The organism is Streptomyces sp. R11 (assembly GCF_041051905.1).
In the GTDB taxonomy this organism is placed as follows: domain Bacteria; phylum Actinomycetota; class Actinomycetes; order Streptomycetales; family Streptomycetaceae; genus Streptomyces.
This window is the reverse complement of the sequence record NZ_CP163432.1, coordinates 3,763,941-3,778,112: the sequence shown is the minus strand read 5'-3', so window position 1 is coordinate 3,778,112 and position 14,172 is coordinate 3,763,941. Positions and strand designations below refer to the sequence as shown.

General features: G+C 71.9%; 11 protein-coding genes. 8 read left to right on the top strand and 3 right to left on the bottom strand.

Going from position 1 to position 14,172, the window contains the following annotated elements:
* Window positions 1-118 precede the first annotated feature (118 nt).
* The gene (locus tag AB5J55_RS17095; protein WP_369271508.1) at window positions 119-1,525 is read right to left on the bottom strand and encodes a diaminopimelate decarboxylase; all 1,407 of its coding nucleotides are present in this window, start codon (window positions 1,523-1,525) and stop codon (window positions 119-121) included.
* A gap of 164 nt (window positions 1,526-1,689) precedes the next feature.
* Between AB5J55_RS17095 and hutU the strand changes: the two genes are divergently transcribed.
* From hutU to hutI, 4 genes are all read left to right on the top strand, one after another.
* Window positions 1,690-3,354, top strand: coding sequence for a urocanate hydratase (hutU, locus tag AB5J55_RS17090; RefSeq protein WP_369271507.1), 1,665 nt, complete (start codon window positions 1,690-1,692; stop codon window positions 3,352-3,354).
* 137 nt (window positions 3,355-3,491) lie between these two features.
* Window positions 3,492-4,700, top strand: a complete 1,209-nt coding sequence (locus tag AB5J55_RS17085; protein ID WP_369276212.1) for an allantoate amidohydrolase — start codon at window positions 3,492-3,494, stop codon at window positions 4,698-4,700.
* On the top strand, window positions 4,697-6,046 hold the full coding sequence (locus AB5J55_RS17080) for a formimidoylglutamate deiminase (protein ID WP_369271506.1): 1,350 nt from the start codon (window positions 4,697-4,699) through the stop codon (window positions 6,044-6,046). Before AB5J55_RS17085 ends, AB5J55_RS17080 begins: the two co-directional genes overlap by 4 nt.
* Window positions 6,043-7,338 carry an imidazolonepropionase gene (hutI, locus tag AB5J55_RS17075; RefSeq protein ID WP_369271505.1) on the top strand — a complete coding sequence of 432 codons (1,296 nt, stop codon included), beginning with the start codon at window positions 6,043-6,045 and terminating at the stop codon, window positions 7,336-7,338. Before AB5J55_RS17080 ends, hutI begins: the two co-directional genes overlap by 4 nt.
* Before the next feature lie 40 nt (window positions 7,339-7,378).
* Here hutI and AB5J55_RS17070 read toward each other — a convergent pair whose 3' ends face one another.
* Together AB5J55_RS17070 and AB5J55_RS17065 are read right to left on the bottom strand one after the other, a co-directional pair.
* Window positions 7,379-8,968 carry a ricin-type beta-trefoil lectin domain protein gene (locus AB5J55_RS17070; RefSeq protein WP_369271504.1) on the bottom strand — a complete coding sequence of 530 codons (1,590 nt, stop codon included), beginning with the start codon at window positions 8,966-8,968 and terminating at the stop codon, window positions 7,379-7,381.
* A 266-nt stretch (window positions 8,969-9,234) separates the two neighbouring features.
* A complete protein-coding gene (locus AB5J55_RS17065) occupies window positions 9,235-10,188 on the bottom strand; it encodes an RNA polymerase sigma factor SigF (RefSeq protein ID WP_369271503.1) in 954 nt (317 codons plus the stop codon).
* Window positions 10,189-10,425: 237 nt separating this feature from the next.
* On the opposite strand from AB5J55_RS17065, the gene AB5J55_RS17060 reads away from it, so the two are divergent.
* The 4 genes from AB5J55_RS17060 (at window position 10,426) to AB5J55_RS17045 (ending at window position 14,151) form a co-directional block, all read left to right on the top strand.
* Window positions 10,426-10,812, top strand: coding sequence for an STAS domain-containing protein (locus tag AB5J55_RS17060; RefSeq protein WP_369271502.1), 387 nt, complete (start codon window positions 10,426-10,428; stop codon window positions 10,810-10,812).
* A gap of 237 nt (window positions 10,813-11,049) precedes the next feature.
* A complete protein-coding gene (locus tag AB5J55_RS17055; RefSeq protein WP_369271501.1) occupies window positions 11,050-11,661 on the top strand; it encodes an ATP-binding protein in 612 nt (203 codons plus the stop codon).
* Window positions 11,662-11,995: 334 nt separating this feature from the next.
* Window positions 11,996-13,291 carry a serine--tRNA ligase gene (gene serS, locus AB5J55_RS17050; RefSeq protein ID WP_369271500.1) on the top strand — a complete coding sequence of 432 codons (1,296 nt, stop codon included), beginning with the start codon at window positions 11,996-11,998 and terminating at the stop codon, window positions 13,289-13,291.
* Between the two features lie 164 nt (window positions 13,292-13,455).
* On the top strand, window positions 13,456-14,151 hold the full coding sequence (locus tag AB5J55_RS17045) for an LPXTG cell wall anchor domain-containing protein (RefSeq protein ID WP_369271499.1): 696 nt from the start codon (window positions 13,456-13,458) through the stop codon (window positions 14,149-14,151).
* Window positions 14,152-14,172 lie beyond the last annotated feature (21 nt).

Genomic DNA, 14,172 nt, shown 5'->3' with positions numbered 1-14,172 from the left:
CGAGTGAGCGTTCGGGCATTTTCCAGTGGAACATGCGCCGAGTGACTAGGGTGGGTCAACTGACCCTGTTTTCACGTGGCTTGATCGCATATGGCGTACTGCTGCGTGTTGACCTACGTCAACCGCGCTCCGGCGTGGCCAGGGTGGTGAGCGAGGCCGCGTGCGCCCCTCCCGATTCGGCCACGATCTCGTCGAGCGACTGCGGCTCGCGCACGGTCGCGAAGGCGATGCCCCCGGCCCCGTCCGGCACGAAACCGTGGATGCCGGGCCGGGCCAGGGAGTTGTACGCGTAGTGGTGCGCGAAGTAGTACGCCCCCGTGTCCAGCGCCGCCGCGAAGTCCCCCTGCTCCAGCAACGGCAGCGCGGCCCCCTCGGCCAGCAGGTCCCCCGCGAAGCAGGCCGGCCCGGCCACGTCCTGCACCACGGCAGGACCCTCCTTCGCGCGCCCCTTGCCGTCGTACGCGGCGATCCTGAGCGGCCAGCTCCCCGGCGCGTACACCGTCCGCGTGGCGACCTGCACCCCCGCGTGCGTCACCGCCACCGGCCGCCCGCCCGCGCTCTTGGCGTACTCGACCCGCGCCACGACCGTCCCGTGCTTGGCCAGCAGCGACCGGCCGAACTCGGTGACCAGTCCGTACCGCCCGTCGAACAGCCCGGGCACCGCCTCGCCCAGCAGCCGCACGTATTGCGCATACGTCGGTGTCGTCACGTCCGAGGCGAAGTTCACCGGCAGCCCGCCGCCGATGTCGAGCGTGTCGATCTGGCGCCGCCCGATCCGCAGGTTGATCTCCTCGGCGAGCGCATACGCCTCGGCGACCCCCTGGGCCATGAGCGACAGCGGGATGCCCTGCGAGCCGGTGTGCGCATGCAGCCGCGTCAGCCACGGGCGGTCCTGATACGCCCGTACGACCCACTCCCGCGCCCCCTCGTCGCGCAGCGCCACCCCGAACTTCGACGTCGCCGTGGCCGTGGACGTCGCCTCGATGGAACCCCCGCCGACCTGCGGGTTCACCCGGATCCCGAGCGGCGAGCGGCTGGCCGCCGACCTCATCAGGGCGTCGATGCGGTCCAGCTCCTGCGGGTTGTCCGCGTTGACGGCGATGCCCAGCGCCAGCGCCTCCCGCAGTTCGGCCGGCGTCTTGGCGGGCGAGTCCAGGACCGTCATCTCCGGACCCAGACCCGCCGCCTGCGCCAGCGCCAGCTCGCCCGGGCTCGCCACCTCCGCGCCGATGCCCTCCTCGCGCAGCAGCCGCACCACCGCCACCAGCGGGGTCGCCTTCACCGCGAAGGCGTGCAGCACGGGCGTGCCCGGCGCCACCACCGCGTCGAACGCCGCCCGCAGCGCCGCCGCCGACTCCCGGATGCCGGTGACGTCGAGCAGGCCGACGATCGGGGAGCCGGGCCCGAGCAGCCCCTGCTCCACGGCCGCCCGCACCGCGTCGTCCCGCCGGGCCACCCGCTCGGCGTCATACGCCGGGATCCCGGCTCCGCTGCCCGCTCCGTTGCCCACAACATCCCCCGTCATGTCGTCGCCCCCTGCCACGTCGTCGTAGGAGCCCACGCATCCAGCCAAACATCCGGGACGTGCCGATGCTGGCGCACGGATGTATTGACTAGTTCTATTCAGGCGGCCAGGATGTGAATACCCACCTCAACAGTTCGCAGTCACAGTCCGCTGGGAGGCAGACCATGTCAGGACCCCGCCCCGTCCGAGCACCGCGCGGTACGGAACTGAGTGCCCTGGGATGGCAGCAGGAGGCCGCCCTGCGGATGCTGCAGAACAACCTCGACCCCGAGGTCGCCGAGCACCCCGACAAGCTCGTCGTCTACGGCGGCACCGGCAAGGCAGCCCGCGACTGGCGCTCCTTCGACGCGATGGTGCGCACGCTGAAGGGCCTCAAGCAGGACGAGACGATGCTCGTCCAGTCCGGCCGCCCCGTCGGCGTCATGCAGACCCACGAGTGGGCCCCGCGCGTCCTCATCGCCAACTCCAACCTCGTCGGCGACTGGGCCAACTGGGAGGAGTTCCGGCGCCTGGAACAGCTGGGTCTGACCATGTACGGCCAGATGACGGCCGGCTCCTGGATCTACATCGGCACCCAGGGCATCCTCCAGGGCACCTACGAGACCTTCGCCGCCGTCGCCGCGAAGAAGTTCAACGGCACCCTCGCCGGGACCATCACCCTCACCGCCGGTCTCGGCGGCATGGGCGGCGCCCAGCCGCTCGCCGTGACCATGAACGACGGCGTCGCGATCTGCATCGACTGCGACCCGCGTGCCATCGAGCGGCGCATCGAGCACCGGTACCTCGACGTGAAGGCCGACTCCCTCGACCACGCCCTCCAGCTGGCCACCGAGGCCCGTGACGCCCGCCGTCCGCTGTCCATCGGCGTCCTCGGCAACGCGGCCGAACTGCTCCCGCAGCTCCTGGCGATGGGCGCCCCCATCGACATCGTCACCGACCAGACCTCGGCCCACGACCCGCTGGCGTACCTGCCGCTGGGCGTCGACTTCGACGGCATGGCCTCCTACGCGACCAAGGACCCGGCCGGCTTCACCACCCGGGCCCGCGAGTCCATGGCCAAGCACGTCGAGGCCATGGTCGGCTTCATGGACGCCGGCGCCGAGGTCTTCGACTACGGCAACTCGATCCGCGGCGAGGCCCAACTCGCCGGGTACGACCGGGCGTTCGCCTTCCCCGGCTTCGTGCCGGCCTACATCCGCCCCCTGTTCTGCGAGGGCAAGGGCCCCTTCCGCTGGGCCGCCCTGTCGGGGGACCCGGCCGACATCGCCAAGACCGACAAGGCCATCCTGGACCTGTTCCCGGAGAACGAGTCCCTCGCCCGCTGGATCAAGATGGCCGGTGAGCGGGTGCACTTCCAGGGTCTGCCCGCGCGTATCTGCTGGCTCGGCTACGGCGAGCGGGACAAGGCCGGCGAGCGCTTCAACGACATGGTGGCGTCGGGTGAGCTCGCCGCACCGCTGGCCATCGGGCGCGACCACCTCGACTGCGGGTCCGTCGCCTCTCCCTACCGCGAGACCGAGGCCATGCTCGACGGGTCCGACGCGATCGCCGACTGGCCGCTGCTGAACGCCATGGTGAACGTGGCGTCCGGTGCGTCGTGGGTGTCCCTGCACCACGGGGGCGGCGTGGGGATGGGGCGGTCCATTCACGCGGGCCAGGTGACGGTGGCCGACGGCACGAAGCTCGGCGGCGAGAAGATTCGCCGGGTCCTCACGAACGACCCCGGGATGGGCGTCATCCGGCATGTCGACGCCGGGTACGACATCGCGGAGTCGGTTGCCGACGAGCGGGACGTCCGCGTCCCGATGCGCGAAGGTGACGACGCGTGACTCAGCATTCGGGCGGGCACGGCAACTCTTCGGTGGGGGCTGAGGTCTCGTCGCCGGATGCGGGTTCGGCTGTGCCCACCCGTTCCGCCCTGCGGAACGACTGCCCCCAGCCCGGCCAAGGCCGCACGTTCCACGACATGTGGCGCGACCTGCTCCCCATCGGCCGCCACCCCGCCTCCCGCGGGTACCGGCGCTTCGCCTGGACCGGCGTGGACCTCGAATGCCGGGCCTGGTTCAAGGAGCAGGCCGAAGCGCGCGGGCTCGCCTACGAGGTCGACCGCAACGGGAACCAGTGGGCCTGGCTCGGGGACCCCGCTGCCGGGGACGCGGTCGTCACCGGGTCGCATCTCGACTCGGTGCCGGACGGAGGCGCCTTCGACGGGCCCCTCGGCGTAGTGTCCTCCTTCGCCGCGCTCGATGAACTGCGCGGCAGGGGCGCCGACTTCACCAAGCCCCTCGCCATCGTCAACTTCGGCGACGAGGAGGGCGCGCGGTTCGGGCTCGCCTGTGTCGGGTCCCGGCTCACCGGCGGGCAGCTCACCGTAGAGGGCGCCCACAAGCTGACCGACGGCGAGGGCGTCAGCCTGCCCCGGGCCATGGAGGCCGCCGGCTACGACCCCGACACCATCGGCGCCGATCCGGAGCGGCTCGCCCGCATCGGGGCCTTCGTCGAGCTGCACGTCGAGCAGGGCCGTGCCCTCGACCTGTCCGGCGACCGGGTCGGCATCGCCAGCGCCATCTGGCCGCACGGCCGGTGGCGCTTCGACTTCCGGGGCGAGGCCAACCACGCGGGGACCACCCGGCTCGTGGACCGGCGCGACCCCATGCTGTCGTACGCCGAGACCGTGCTCGCCGCCCGCCGCGAGGCCGAACTCGCCGGTGCCGTCGCCACCTTCGGCAAGATCGCCGTCGAGCCCAACGGCGTCAACGCCATCCCCTCCCTGGTGCGCGGCTGGCTCGACTCCCGTGCCGAGGACCAGGCGAGCCTGGACCGCGTCGTCGGCGGCGTCGAGAAGGCGGCCCGCGAGTACGCGGCAGCCCACGGCATCGACCTCGACGTCGTCCGCGAGTCCTTCACGCCGGTCGTCGAGTTCGACCACGCCCTGCGCGATGAACTCGCCCGCATCCTCGGCCAGGAGAGGGAACCCGAGCTCAAGGTCCCCGTCCTGGGCACCGGCGCCGGACACGACGCCGGAATCCTGTCAGGGAGCATCCCGACCGCCATGCTGTTCGTACGCAACCCCACGGGCGTCTCGCACTCCCCGGCCGAGTTCGCCGCCGAGGACGACTGCGTGGCCGGAGTCATCGCCCTCGCCGACGTACTGGAAGGACTGGCCTGCACGTGACGCCCACCCAGCAGACCCGTACCTACTGGCTGGAACACGCCTGGCTCGGCACCCACGTCGAGCCGGGAGTGGCCGTCGAGGTCGCGGACGGCCGCATCGCCGCCGTCCGCACCGGCACGCAAACCCCGCCTCCGGGCGCCGAGACCCTCCGCGGCCTGACGCTCCCCGGCCTCTCCAACGCCCACTCCCACGCCTTCCACCGCGCCCTGCGCTCCACGGTCCAGGTCGGCTCCGGCACCTTCTGGACCTGGCGTGAGGTCATGTACGCCACCGCCGACCGGCTGACCCCGGAGACCTACCGCGAGCTCGCCCGCGCGGTGTACGCGGAGATGGCGCTGGCGGGGATCACGTCCGTCGGCGAGTTCCACTACGTGCATCACGCGCCGGGCGGCACCCCCTACGCCGACCCCAACGCCATGGGCGAGGCCCTCGTCGAGGCCGCCGCCGACGCCGGCATCCGCATCACCCTCCTCGACACCGTGTACCTGTCCTCCGGCTTCGGACAGCCCCCCAACCACCACCAGCTCCGCTTCTCCGACGGCAGCGCGGAGGCCTGGGCCGAACGCTGTTCAGTTCTCAAGGACCGGGATCACGCACGGATCGGGGCGGCGATCCACTCCGTACGGGCCGTGCCCGCCGACCAGCTGGCGACCGTGGCGCGGTGGGCCGAGGAGCGGCGGGCGCCGCTGCATGTGCACCTGTCCGAGCAGACCGCCGAGAACGACGCCTGCCGGGAGGCCCACGGCTGCACGCCCACCACGCTGCTCGCCGACCACGGTGTCCTCGGGCCGCGCACCACCGGCGTCCACAACACCCACCTCACCGACGAGGACATCGCCCTCATCGGCGGCAGCGGCACCGGCACCTGCATGTGCCCGACGACCGAACGGGACCTGGCGGACGGCATCGGACCCGCCGTCGCCCTCCAGCGGGCCGGCTCCCCGCTCTGCCTCGGCTCCGACAGCCACGCCGTGATCGACCTGCTCGAAGAGGCGCGCGCCATGGAGCTGAACGAGCGCCTGCGCACCCGGACGCGGGGTCACTGGACGGCGGCGGCCCTCCTGCGGGCGGCCTCGGCCGACGGCCACGCGGCCCTCGGCTGGGACGGCGCGGGCGCCATCGAACCCGGCGCGCTCGCCGACCTCACGACGATCGCGCTCGACTCGGTCAGGACGGCAGGGCCGCTTGCGCGGCTCGGGGCCGAGACGGCCGTATTCGCTGCGTCGGCAGCAGACGTGTCGCATACGGTCGTGGCAGGTCGGCACGTCGTACGCGACGGGGTCCACACCCTCGTACCGGATGTACCGAAAGCCCTCGCGGACGCCGTCGAAGTCCTGCGCGGATGACGCGGGGCCGCCCACCGGCGCGGCCCGCCTCCGCCCCCGAACCCGACCCCACCGCCGACCAGGCAACCAAGGACGCCATGAGCAACGCGACGACCGTCAGCCCCGCCCACTCCGCGAGCACCGCAAGCACGCTCATCACCAACATCGCCGCCCTGGTCACCAACGACCCCTCCCTCGGTGACAATTCCCCCCTCGGACTGATCCAGGACGCGGCCGTCGTCATCGAGGGCGACCGCATCGCGTGGACCGGTGATCAAAGCAAAGCACCCGCCACTGACAATCGGGTCGACGCCGGTGGCCGGGCGGTCGTCCCGGGCTTCGTGGACTCCCACTCCCACCTCGTCTTCGCGGGCGACCGGACGCAGGAGTTCAACGCCCGGATGTCAGGGCGGCCGTACAGCGCCGGCGGCATCCGCACGACCGTCGCGGCCACCAGGGCGGCGAGCGACGAGGACCTGGAGCGCAACCTCACGCACTACCTCGCCGAGGCCCTGCGTCAGGGCACCACCACCTTCGAGACCAAGTCCGGCTACGGCCTGACGGTCGAGGACGAGGCCCGCGCCCTGCGCATCGCCGCCGCCCACACCGACGAGGTCACCTTCCTCGGCGCCCACATCGTCTCCCCGGACCACGCCGACGACCCGGCCGCCTACGTCGCCCTCGTCACCGGCGAGATGCTCGACGCCTGTGCGCCGTACGCCCGTTGGGTCGACGTCTTCTGCGAGAAGGGCGCCTTCGACGGCGACCAGGCCCGCGCGATCCTCACCGCGGGCAAGGCCAAGGGCCTGCACCCCCGCGTCCACGCCAACCAGCTCTCCTACGGCCCCGGCGTGCAACTCGCGGTCGAACTGGACGCCGCCAGCGCCGACCACTGCACCCACCTGACGGACGCGGACGTCGACGCCCTCGCGAACGGCAGCACGGTCGCCACCCTGCTCCCCGGCGCCGAGTTCTCCACCCGCGCCCAGTGGCCCGACGCCCGCCGCCTCCTCGACGCGGGCGCCACCGTCGCCCTGTCCACCGACTGCAACCCGGGCTCGTCCTTCACCTCCTCCGTCCCCTTCTGCATCGCGCTCGCGGTACGGGACATGGGGATGACCCCGGACGAGGCGGTCTGGTCGGCCACCGCGGGCGGCGCGGCGGCCCTGAGGCGCGACGACATCGGCCGCCTCACCCCGGGCGCCCGCGCCGACCTGCTCCTGCTCGACGCACCGAGCCATGTGCACCTGGCCTACCGCCCGGGCGTGCCGCTGGTCAGCGAGGTGTGGCGACGGGGCGTACGCGAGGCCTGAGCCCGAAGGGCCGCCCAGCCCGGGGCCCTTGCACCAGGGCCTAGGCGGCCCCCGCCTTCCAGCGCTGCCCGCCGCCCCCGCTCACCGACTCCAGCGACAGGCCGTCCCCGGCACCCCCCGCCGGGGTCACCGCCGTCCCGAAGGCGATGGCGGGGCGGATCACGCCGTCGCCGTCCACCACGAACATCAGGTTCTGACCGTTGCGCCCCTCCACCGAGTCGCACGTCCAGACCCCGACGCCCCGGTCCGTCGAACCACGGCTGTCCAGGCAGTAGTCGGGATCGGCGGACGACTGGAGCACACCGCGATCCGCGTCGACCCGCCAGCGTTGGGTGCCGGACGACGAGCAGGGAGCCGTGATCACATCGGTCCCGTTGAAGAAGGCGCCGCCCACGTCCAGGCACAGCCCCGAGGCGACGTTCACGACCTGGGCATACGTGCCGCTCGGCGGGTGCGTGGGGGAGGGCGGCGGCTTGGGGCGGGCCGTCTTCGTCGGCGTCGCGCTCTTCGTGGGCGACGGCGACTTGGAGCTCCGCGACGGCGACGGCGACGGCGAGGGCGATGAGGTCGACGGCGTCGCCGACACGGTGGCCGTCACCGTGACCGCCACCGGCGGCACGCTCACCGGAGTGCCGACCGCGCCCACCGGATCCTGCGACGACGAGCCGCCCTGGGCGACCAGGAACGCCACCAGCGGCAGCAACGCCACCCCGAGCGCCGCCGACACCAGCACCACCCGGCGCCGATCGGACGGCCATCCGGGCACCGGCCAACTCCTCTTCGCGGCAAGGCGGGCGGCGGCACCCCCGCGCCGCGCACCCTCCCGCTCTCCCGGAACGCCCGCCGCGTAAGCCGTCCCGCCCCACGGCAGCAGCCCCTCCGCCAGCGCCGCGCGCGGTGAGTCCCGCAGGGCCGACAGTTCCTCGTACGCCGTCGTGCAATGCGGGCAGTGCGCCATGTGGGCGTGCAGATCGGCGCTGTCGCGGGGGTTGTCCGGCCGTACGGACTCCTCGATGAGGCGGCCGAAGTCGGAGCAGTCGGGGTCGTCGGAGGCGGTGAGACGGGCGCGCAGGCAGGACCGGGCGAGCTGCTGGAGCGCCGGGTCCGTGCCGTACGTGACGTCCTCGCGGGTGAGGCCCAGGAGGCCGGCCGTCCGGTCCGCCGGCTCCTGCTCCACGAGGCCGTACCAGATCATGCCCTGGGTACGGGACGGAAGGGCCTGGAACGCCGTCAGCATGGGCGGGACCGGGCCGGAGGGGCCGGCCGTGTTCAGCACGAGCAGCAGTCCCGCGTCGAGGCCCGCGGCCCGCTCGTCCATGGCCCAGGTCCCGGCCAACCGGGCGGTCAGCATCAGCAGTTGGTGCCGCCACGGCAGTCCGGGGTCGATGCCCCGCGCGGTCTGACGGGCCGCCAGGGTGAATGCCTGGGCCGCCAGCTGTCGGGCCATGGAGTCGTTCGGGGTGCACAGGCGGGCATAGGCGAGGACGGGCGCGTGATGGCGGGAGCGCAGCTCCTGGAGCGCCGGATACGCGGTGGCCGTGTCGGCACGCAGCAGTTCGGTGAGCCGTGCGTCGGACGCGCCCGCGTGGATCCCACGGTCACGGTCCCCACCGTCGTCGGCCCGAGCCATCCGCCTGCCTCCTTGCAGCCGTGCGACCCGCCCGGAGTCCTGACCTACCGGCGGGTATGACGGCTCATAGTGGAGGAAGGGAAGCCGTGGGGAAAGGGTTTCTGCGGGTAACCCTTTCTGTGGGTAACCCGTGAGTCGCGCGTGCACTGCCGCGTGGGACGCATCCGGTCCCCGAACGCGCTGTGCCCGGTGTCCCGCCGACGGAATTCGGCGGGGCACCGGGCACAGCGCAGGTCAGCGCGGAGGAGGCGCCACTCCTGGATCGGTCATTCCTCGACCGTGAGCCCCTTGCGGAGCCGGACCAACGTCCGCGACAGCAGTCGCGACACATGCATCTGCGAGATACCGAGTTCTTCGCCGATCTCCGACTGGGTCATGCCCGCCACGAATCTCAGGGACAGGATCTTCCGGTCGCGGGGCGGCAGTTCGGCGATGAGCGGCTTCAAGGACTCGACGTACTCGATGCCTTCGATCCCGTGGTCCTCATAGCCGATCCGGTCGGCCAGCGCGCCCTCGGCGTCGTCCTCCTCGGGCTGGGCGTCCAGCGACGAGGCGGTGTACGCGTTCGACGCCGCCATGCCCTCGACGACCTCGTCGTTGGTCAGGCCGAGGCGCTCCGCCAGTTCCGCCACGGTCGGGGCGCGGTCGAGCTTCTGGGCCAGTTCGTCCCCGGCCTTGGCCAGGTCGAGCCGTAGCTCCTGAAGCCGACGCGGTACCCGCACGGACCACGACGTGTCGCGGAAGAAGCGCTTGATCTCACCGATGATCGTCGGCATCGCGAAGGTGGGGAACTCCACGCCGCGGCTGAGTTCGAAGCGGTCGATCGCCTTGATCAGGCCGATGGTGCCGACCTGGATGATGTCCTCCATCGGCTCGCTGCGCGAGCGGAAGCGGGAGGCGGCGAACTTGACCAGCGCGAGGTTGAGTTCGACGAGCGTGTTGCGGACGTACGAGTACTCGTGGGTCCCTTCCTCCAGCGACTCCAGCCGCTCGAAGAGGGTCTTGGACAGGGCCCGCGCGTCCACCGGCCCCACCTCGTCGTACGGCGGGATGTCCGGAAGCCCGGCGAGCGCGTCGTCCTGACCGAACTCCTGACCGAAGTCCAGTTCGGGACGTACGTCGGCGCTCAACTCGATGGGATCCAGCTGTTCCGGTTGGGATGCCGACGTCGCGCTCTGGGTATGCGATGCGTCGAGCCGGGGTGACATGATGTCCTCCATCGTTCTCGGCATACGGCTGCCGAAGCCTGCGTGCACTGCGGTGTGCGGCGCCTCCAAAGCCGGCCGAGTCGGTTACGTGTCCCTACTAGCCCTACCCGCTTTCAGGAGCTCACCGCAAGTGCGCTCTGGTCCGAAATGTCCGATTCTAGGTGGATGTTCGGGTGTTGGGAGGCGTGGGGAGGGCGTAGTGTTCGACAGCGTCAGTCAGCAGCCACGACGTCGGGAGTGAGAGACGGCATGGACCGCGGCACGGTCGGCAGCGCACAGTCTGGCCGACTTCTGGTCGAGGTGCGGGAAGAGGGCGTCAGCGCCGTCGTGACCCCGGCGGGTGAGTTGGATCACCACACCGCCGATTTGTTGCGCGAGCCACTCGAGGATTGCCTCGAGAAGGGCTTCAGCCGGCTGGTCGTCGACTGCTCGCGACTCGAGTTCTGTGACTCCACGGGTCTGAACGTGCTGCTCGGGGCCCGGCTGAAGGCGGAGGCCGCCGGTGGCGGTGTGCATCTCGCCGGGATGCTGCCCGTAGTCGCACGCGTGTTCGAGATCACGGGAGCCGAGGCCGTCTTCACGGTCCACGACTCGCTCGACGCCGCCCTGGCCGACGAGGCCGACGGGGCGGGTTGACCCCTCGCGTCCGGCCCCGCATCAGACGTCACATCATTCGTGCCGAATACAGGGGTGTTCCCTCGGCTCGGTCGGGCAGGAGACATCCTGAAGCCCGTCGGCTGTGATGTCGGCCACCGGGGTGGGGGACTGTGACCGACGTATCAGGCAAGGACCGTGTACTGGCGTACTGACTCTACGTACTGACTTCTGAATCGTGTGAACGTTGAACTGGTGAATCGGTGAGGTGAAGCGCTGATGAGCACCACCCGGCCTTTCTCGCCGGGCGACCGCGGCCCTGAGCCCAGCGGCGCTTCGGGGGCGTCCGAGAGCGGCGTGCCGGCCACGGAGGGCCCCGACGAGGGCTCTGCGGCGGCTGGAGGGTCCGGCGGGGGCACCGTGCCGTCCCTGAGGCCCGTGGAGTCCGTGGAAGCCGCGGCGTCCGCCGAGGTGTCGGCGGGGCGGCAGGTCCGCCGGCTGGTCCTCCGAGGCCAGAGCGGCGTCGTCCCGCTCGCCCGTGACTTCGCCCGCCAGGCGCTGTACGCGTGGGGCTGGCTCCCCGCGGCCACCGCCGACCAGCGGGCCGCCGCGGAGGATGTGCTGCTCGTCGTGTCCGAACTGGTCACCAACGCCTGTCTGCACGCCGACGGACCGGACGAGCTGTGGATCGCCTGCGACAACAAGGTGATCCGCGTCGAGGTCTCCGACAAGGGCACGGGCCAGCCGGCGCCGCGCACACCGCACCGCGCGGGGCGTCCCGGCGGCCACGGCATGTTCATCGTGCAGCGGCTGTGCCTGGACTGGGGCGTCGTGCGGACGCCGGGGGTAGCGGGCAAGACGGTGTGGGCGGAACTGGGAGCACCGGCGTAGCTCACCCGTTCGGCCTGCCGTACCGGAAATTCGTTTCCGCACCGCCGAGGCGCGGCTCTACGCTTTCTGCAACGCGCTGACGGAGACAAGTAGCCCGGGTCCGCGAGTCGAGAGAGCCGCCGTTCGCTGTGAAAGCGGCCTCGCGCCCAGGTGAATCCACTCCCGAGTGCGGGGAGGAAATGCCCCGCCGGCCGGCCCCCGTCACCGGGCCCGAACGAGTCCGCCGTACGGCGGTGAAGGCGTGGTGGCACCGCGAGCACCCTCTCGCCCACGCCCCGAGGGACCACCCCGGGGCGACCTCTGCCGCTCCGGCCGACCGGACGGAGCGCACCCCATGCTCGACGTCACCCTCATCCGAACCCACCCCGACCAGGTCCGGGCAGCCCTGCGCAAACGCGCCGTCGCCCCCGACATCCCCGCCTTCCTCACCCTCGACACCGCCTTCCGCGAGGCCCGCACAACCGTGGAGCGCCTCCGCGGCGAACGCCGCCGCATCTCGACGGAGATCGCTGCGCTGCGGCGGGAGGGAACGCCGGCGGAGGACCGGGCTGCTGCCCTGCTCCCCACCGAGGAACTCCACGCCACCGCCAAGGCCCTGACCGATGAGCTGGCCCGGGCCGAGGCTCGCCTCGTCGAGCTCGGTGCTCGGCACCAGGAGTTCCTCGACGCGCTGCCCAACCTTCCGGACGACGACGTGGTGGCCGGGGGGAAGGAGCGCAACCAGGTCGTGCGCACCGTGGGGGTGCCGCCGCACCTCGGGTTCCAGGGGCGGGACCACGTCCGGCTCGCGCAGGAGTTGGGGCTGGTCGACTACCAGCGGGGTACGGCACTCGCCGGGCGCGGCCACTGGGTCTACCGGGGGGAGGGCGCCGCGCTGGAGTGGGCGTTGCTCAATCACTTCCTGGACGCGCATCGCCGGGCGGGATACGAGTTCGTGCTGCCGCCGCACCTGCTGACGTACGAGGCGGGGTACACGGCGGGGCAGTTCCCCAAGTTCGCCGACGAGGTCTTCCGGACGGACGACGACCACTTCCTGTTGCCGACCGCCGAGACCGCCCTGGTCAATCTCCATCGCGGCGAGACGCTCGACGAGCGCGAGCTGCCGCGCAGGTACGTCGCCTACACGCCCTGTTACCGCAAGGAGAGCGGCAGCCACCGCACGGCGGAGCGCGGGACGCTGCGCGGGCATCAGTTCAACAAGGTGGAGCTGTTCCAGTTCGCCCGGCCGCAGGACTCGGACGCCGCGCATCTCGAACTGCTCGCCCGCGCCGAGGAGCTGGTCGCCGAGCTCGGGCTGCACTATCGCGTCACCAAGCTCGCCGCCGGCGACACCAGCCCCGCGCAGGCCAAGACCTACGACGTGGAGGTCTGGCTGCCCAGCCTGGGCGCGTACGCCGAGGTCAGCTCGGTGTCGAACGCCCGCACCTACCAGGCCCGGCGCGGCGGCATCCGGTACCGCCCGGCCGGCGGCGGCAAGGCGGCGTACGTCCACACCCTCAACGCCTCGGGCCTCGCCACCAGCCGACTGCTCCCCGCGATCCTGGAGCAGCACCAGCGAGCGGACGGAACGGTGCTCGTGCCGGAGGTGCTGCGGCGCTGGGGGCTGCCCGAGCTGCTGCGCCCGGCCTGACCCTGGGTTACCCAGGGTCACCCTGAGGGGTCGGCTCTCCACCCGAACCCCCTGCGGCGCACGCCGGATCGTCACAACTCCGGCGTGCGCCGTGTCTTCCCTCCTCAAGGCGCCGGGCGTACCTTGACGGCCGATCTGATGTGCCGTCAGGAAATGAGGGGACCGTGTCGAAGCAGAAGCGAACCGCCGCGCTCGCGACGGCCGCGGCCCTGGCCGGCTCGGCGGTGCTGATGGCCGCCCCCGCGGCCCGGGCCGAAGTCGTCGACGTCAACTACGCCTGCAAGACGCCGATCGGCGACAAGAGCGCCGTCTCGCCCATCGACATCAAGGGCGTCAAGAGCGGCAGCGGCTACAAGATCACCATGTCGTGGCAGAAGGGCGTCTCGTCCAGCCCGGTCGAACTGGGCAAGGGCGCGATGAACCCGAGCGCCACCATCAAGCTGGGCGGCGCCGACAGCGGCACCCTGGCGGTCACCGGCCCGGCCAACCAGGAGGCGATTCCCGCCAACACCCCCATCAAGATCAACGACTTGACGGGCACGTACACCCCGAAGAAGACCGGCAAGGTCACCTTCACGGCGGGCGTGCTCACCATCAAGGCGCTCGGCACGACGACCACGTGCACGCCCAGCAACAGCCCCGGGCCCTCGCTCGACCTCGACGTGACGGCGGCGGCCGGCGGCGGCAGCACGGGCGGCTCCGGCCAGGACGGCTCCGGCTCCGGCTCCGGCGCCGAGCTCCCGCAGACCGGCCCCGAGGACTCGGCCATCGCCCTGGGCACCCTCGGCGGCACGGTGCTGCTCGCCGGCGCGGCAGGCGCGCTGTGGCTGACGCGGAGGGGTCAGGCGGTACGCCGCTGACCTTCACGCCTGATCACCGCT

Coding starts and splice junctions, on each gene's coding strand:
- AB5J55_RS17070 (WP_369271504.1), bottom strand. CDS start 8,968: ATGGCTCGGGCCGACGACGGTGGGGACCGTGACCGTGGGATCCACGCG.
- hutU (WP_369271507.1), top strand. CDS start 1,690: ATGTCAGGACCCCGCCCCGTCCGAGCACCGCGCGGTACGGAACTGAGT.
- AB5J55_RS17060 (WP_369271502.1), top strand. CDS start 10,426: ATGGACCGCGGCACGGTCGGCAGCGCACAGTCTGGCCGACTTCTGGTC.
- serS (WP_369271500.1), top strand. CDS start 11,996: ATGCTCGACGTCACCCTCATCCGAACCCACCCCGACCAGGTCCGGGCA.
- AB5J55_RS17085 (WP_369276212.1), top strand. CDS start 3,492: ATGTGGCGCGACCTGCTCCCCATCGGCCGCCACCCCGCCTCCCGCGGG.
- hutI (WP_369271505.1), top strand. CDS start 6,043: ATGACGCGGGGCCGCCCACCGGCGCGGCCCGCCTCCGCCCCCGAACCC.
- AB5J55_RS17095 (WP_369271508.1), bottom strand. CDS start 1,525: ATGACGGGGGATGTTGTGGGCAACGGAGCGGGCAGCGGAGCCGGGATC.
- AB5J55_RS17055 (WP_369271501.1), top strand. CDS start 11,050: ATGAGCACCACCCGGCCTTTCTCGCCGGGCGACCGCGGCCCTGAGCCC.
- AB5J55_RS17065 (WP_369271503.1), bottom strand. CDS start 10,188: ATGGAGGACATCATGTCACCCCGGCTCGACGCATCGCATACCCAGAGC.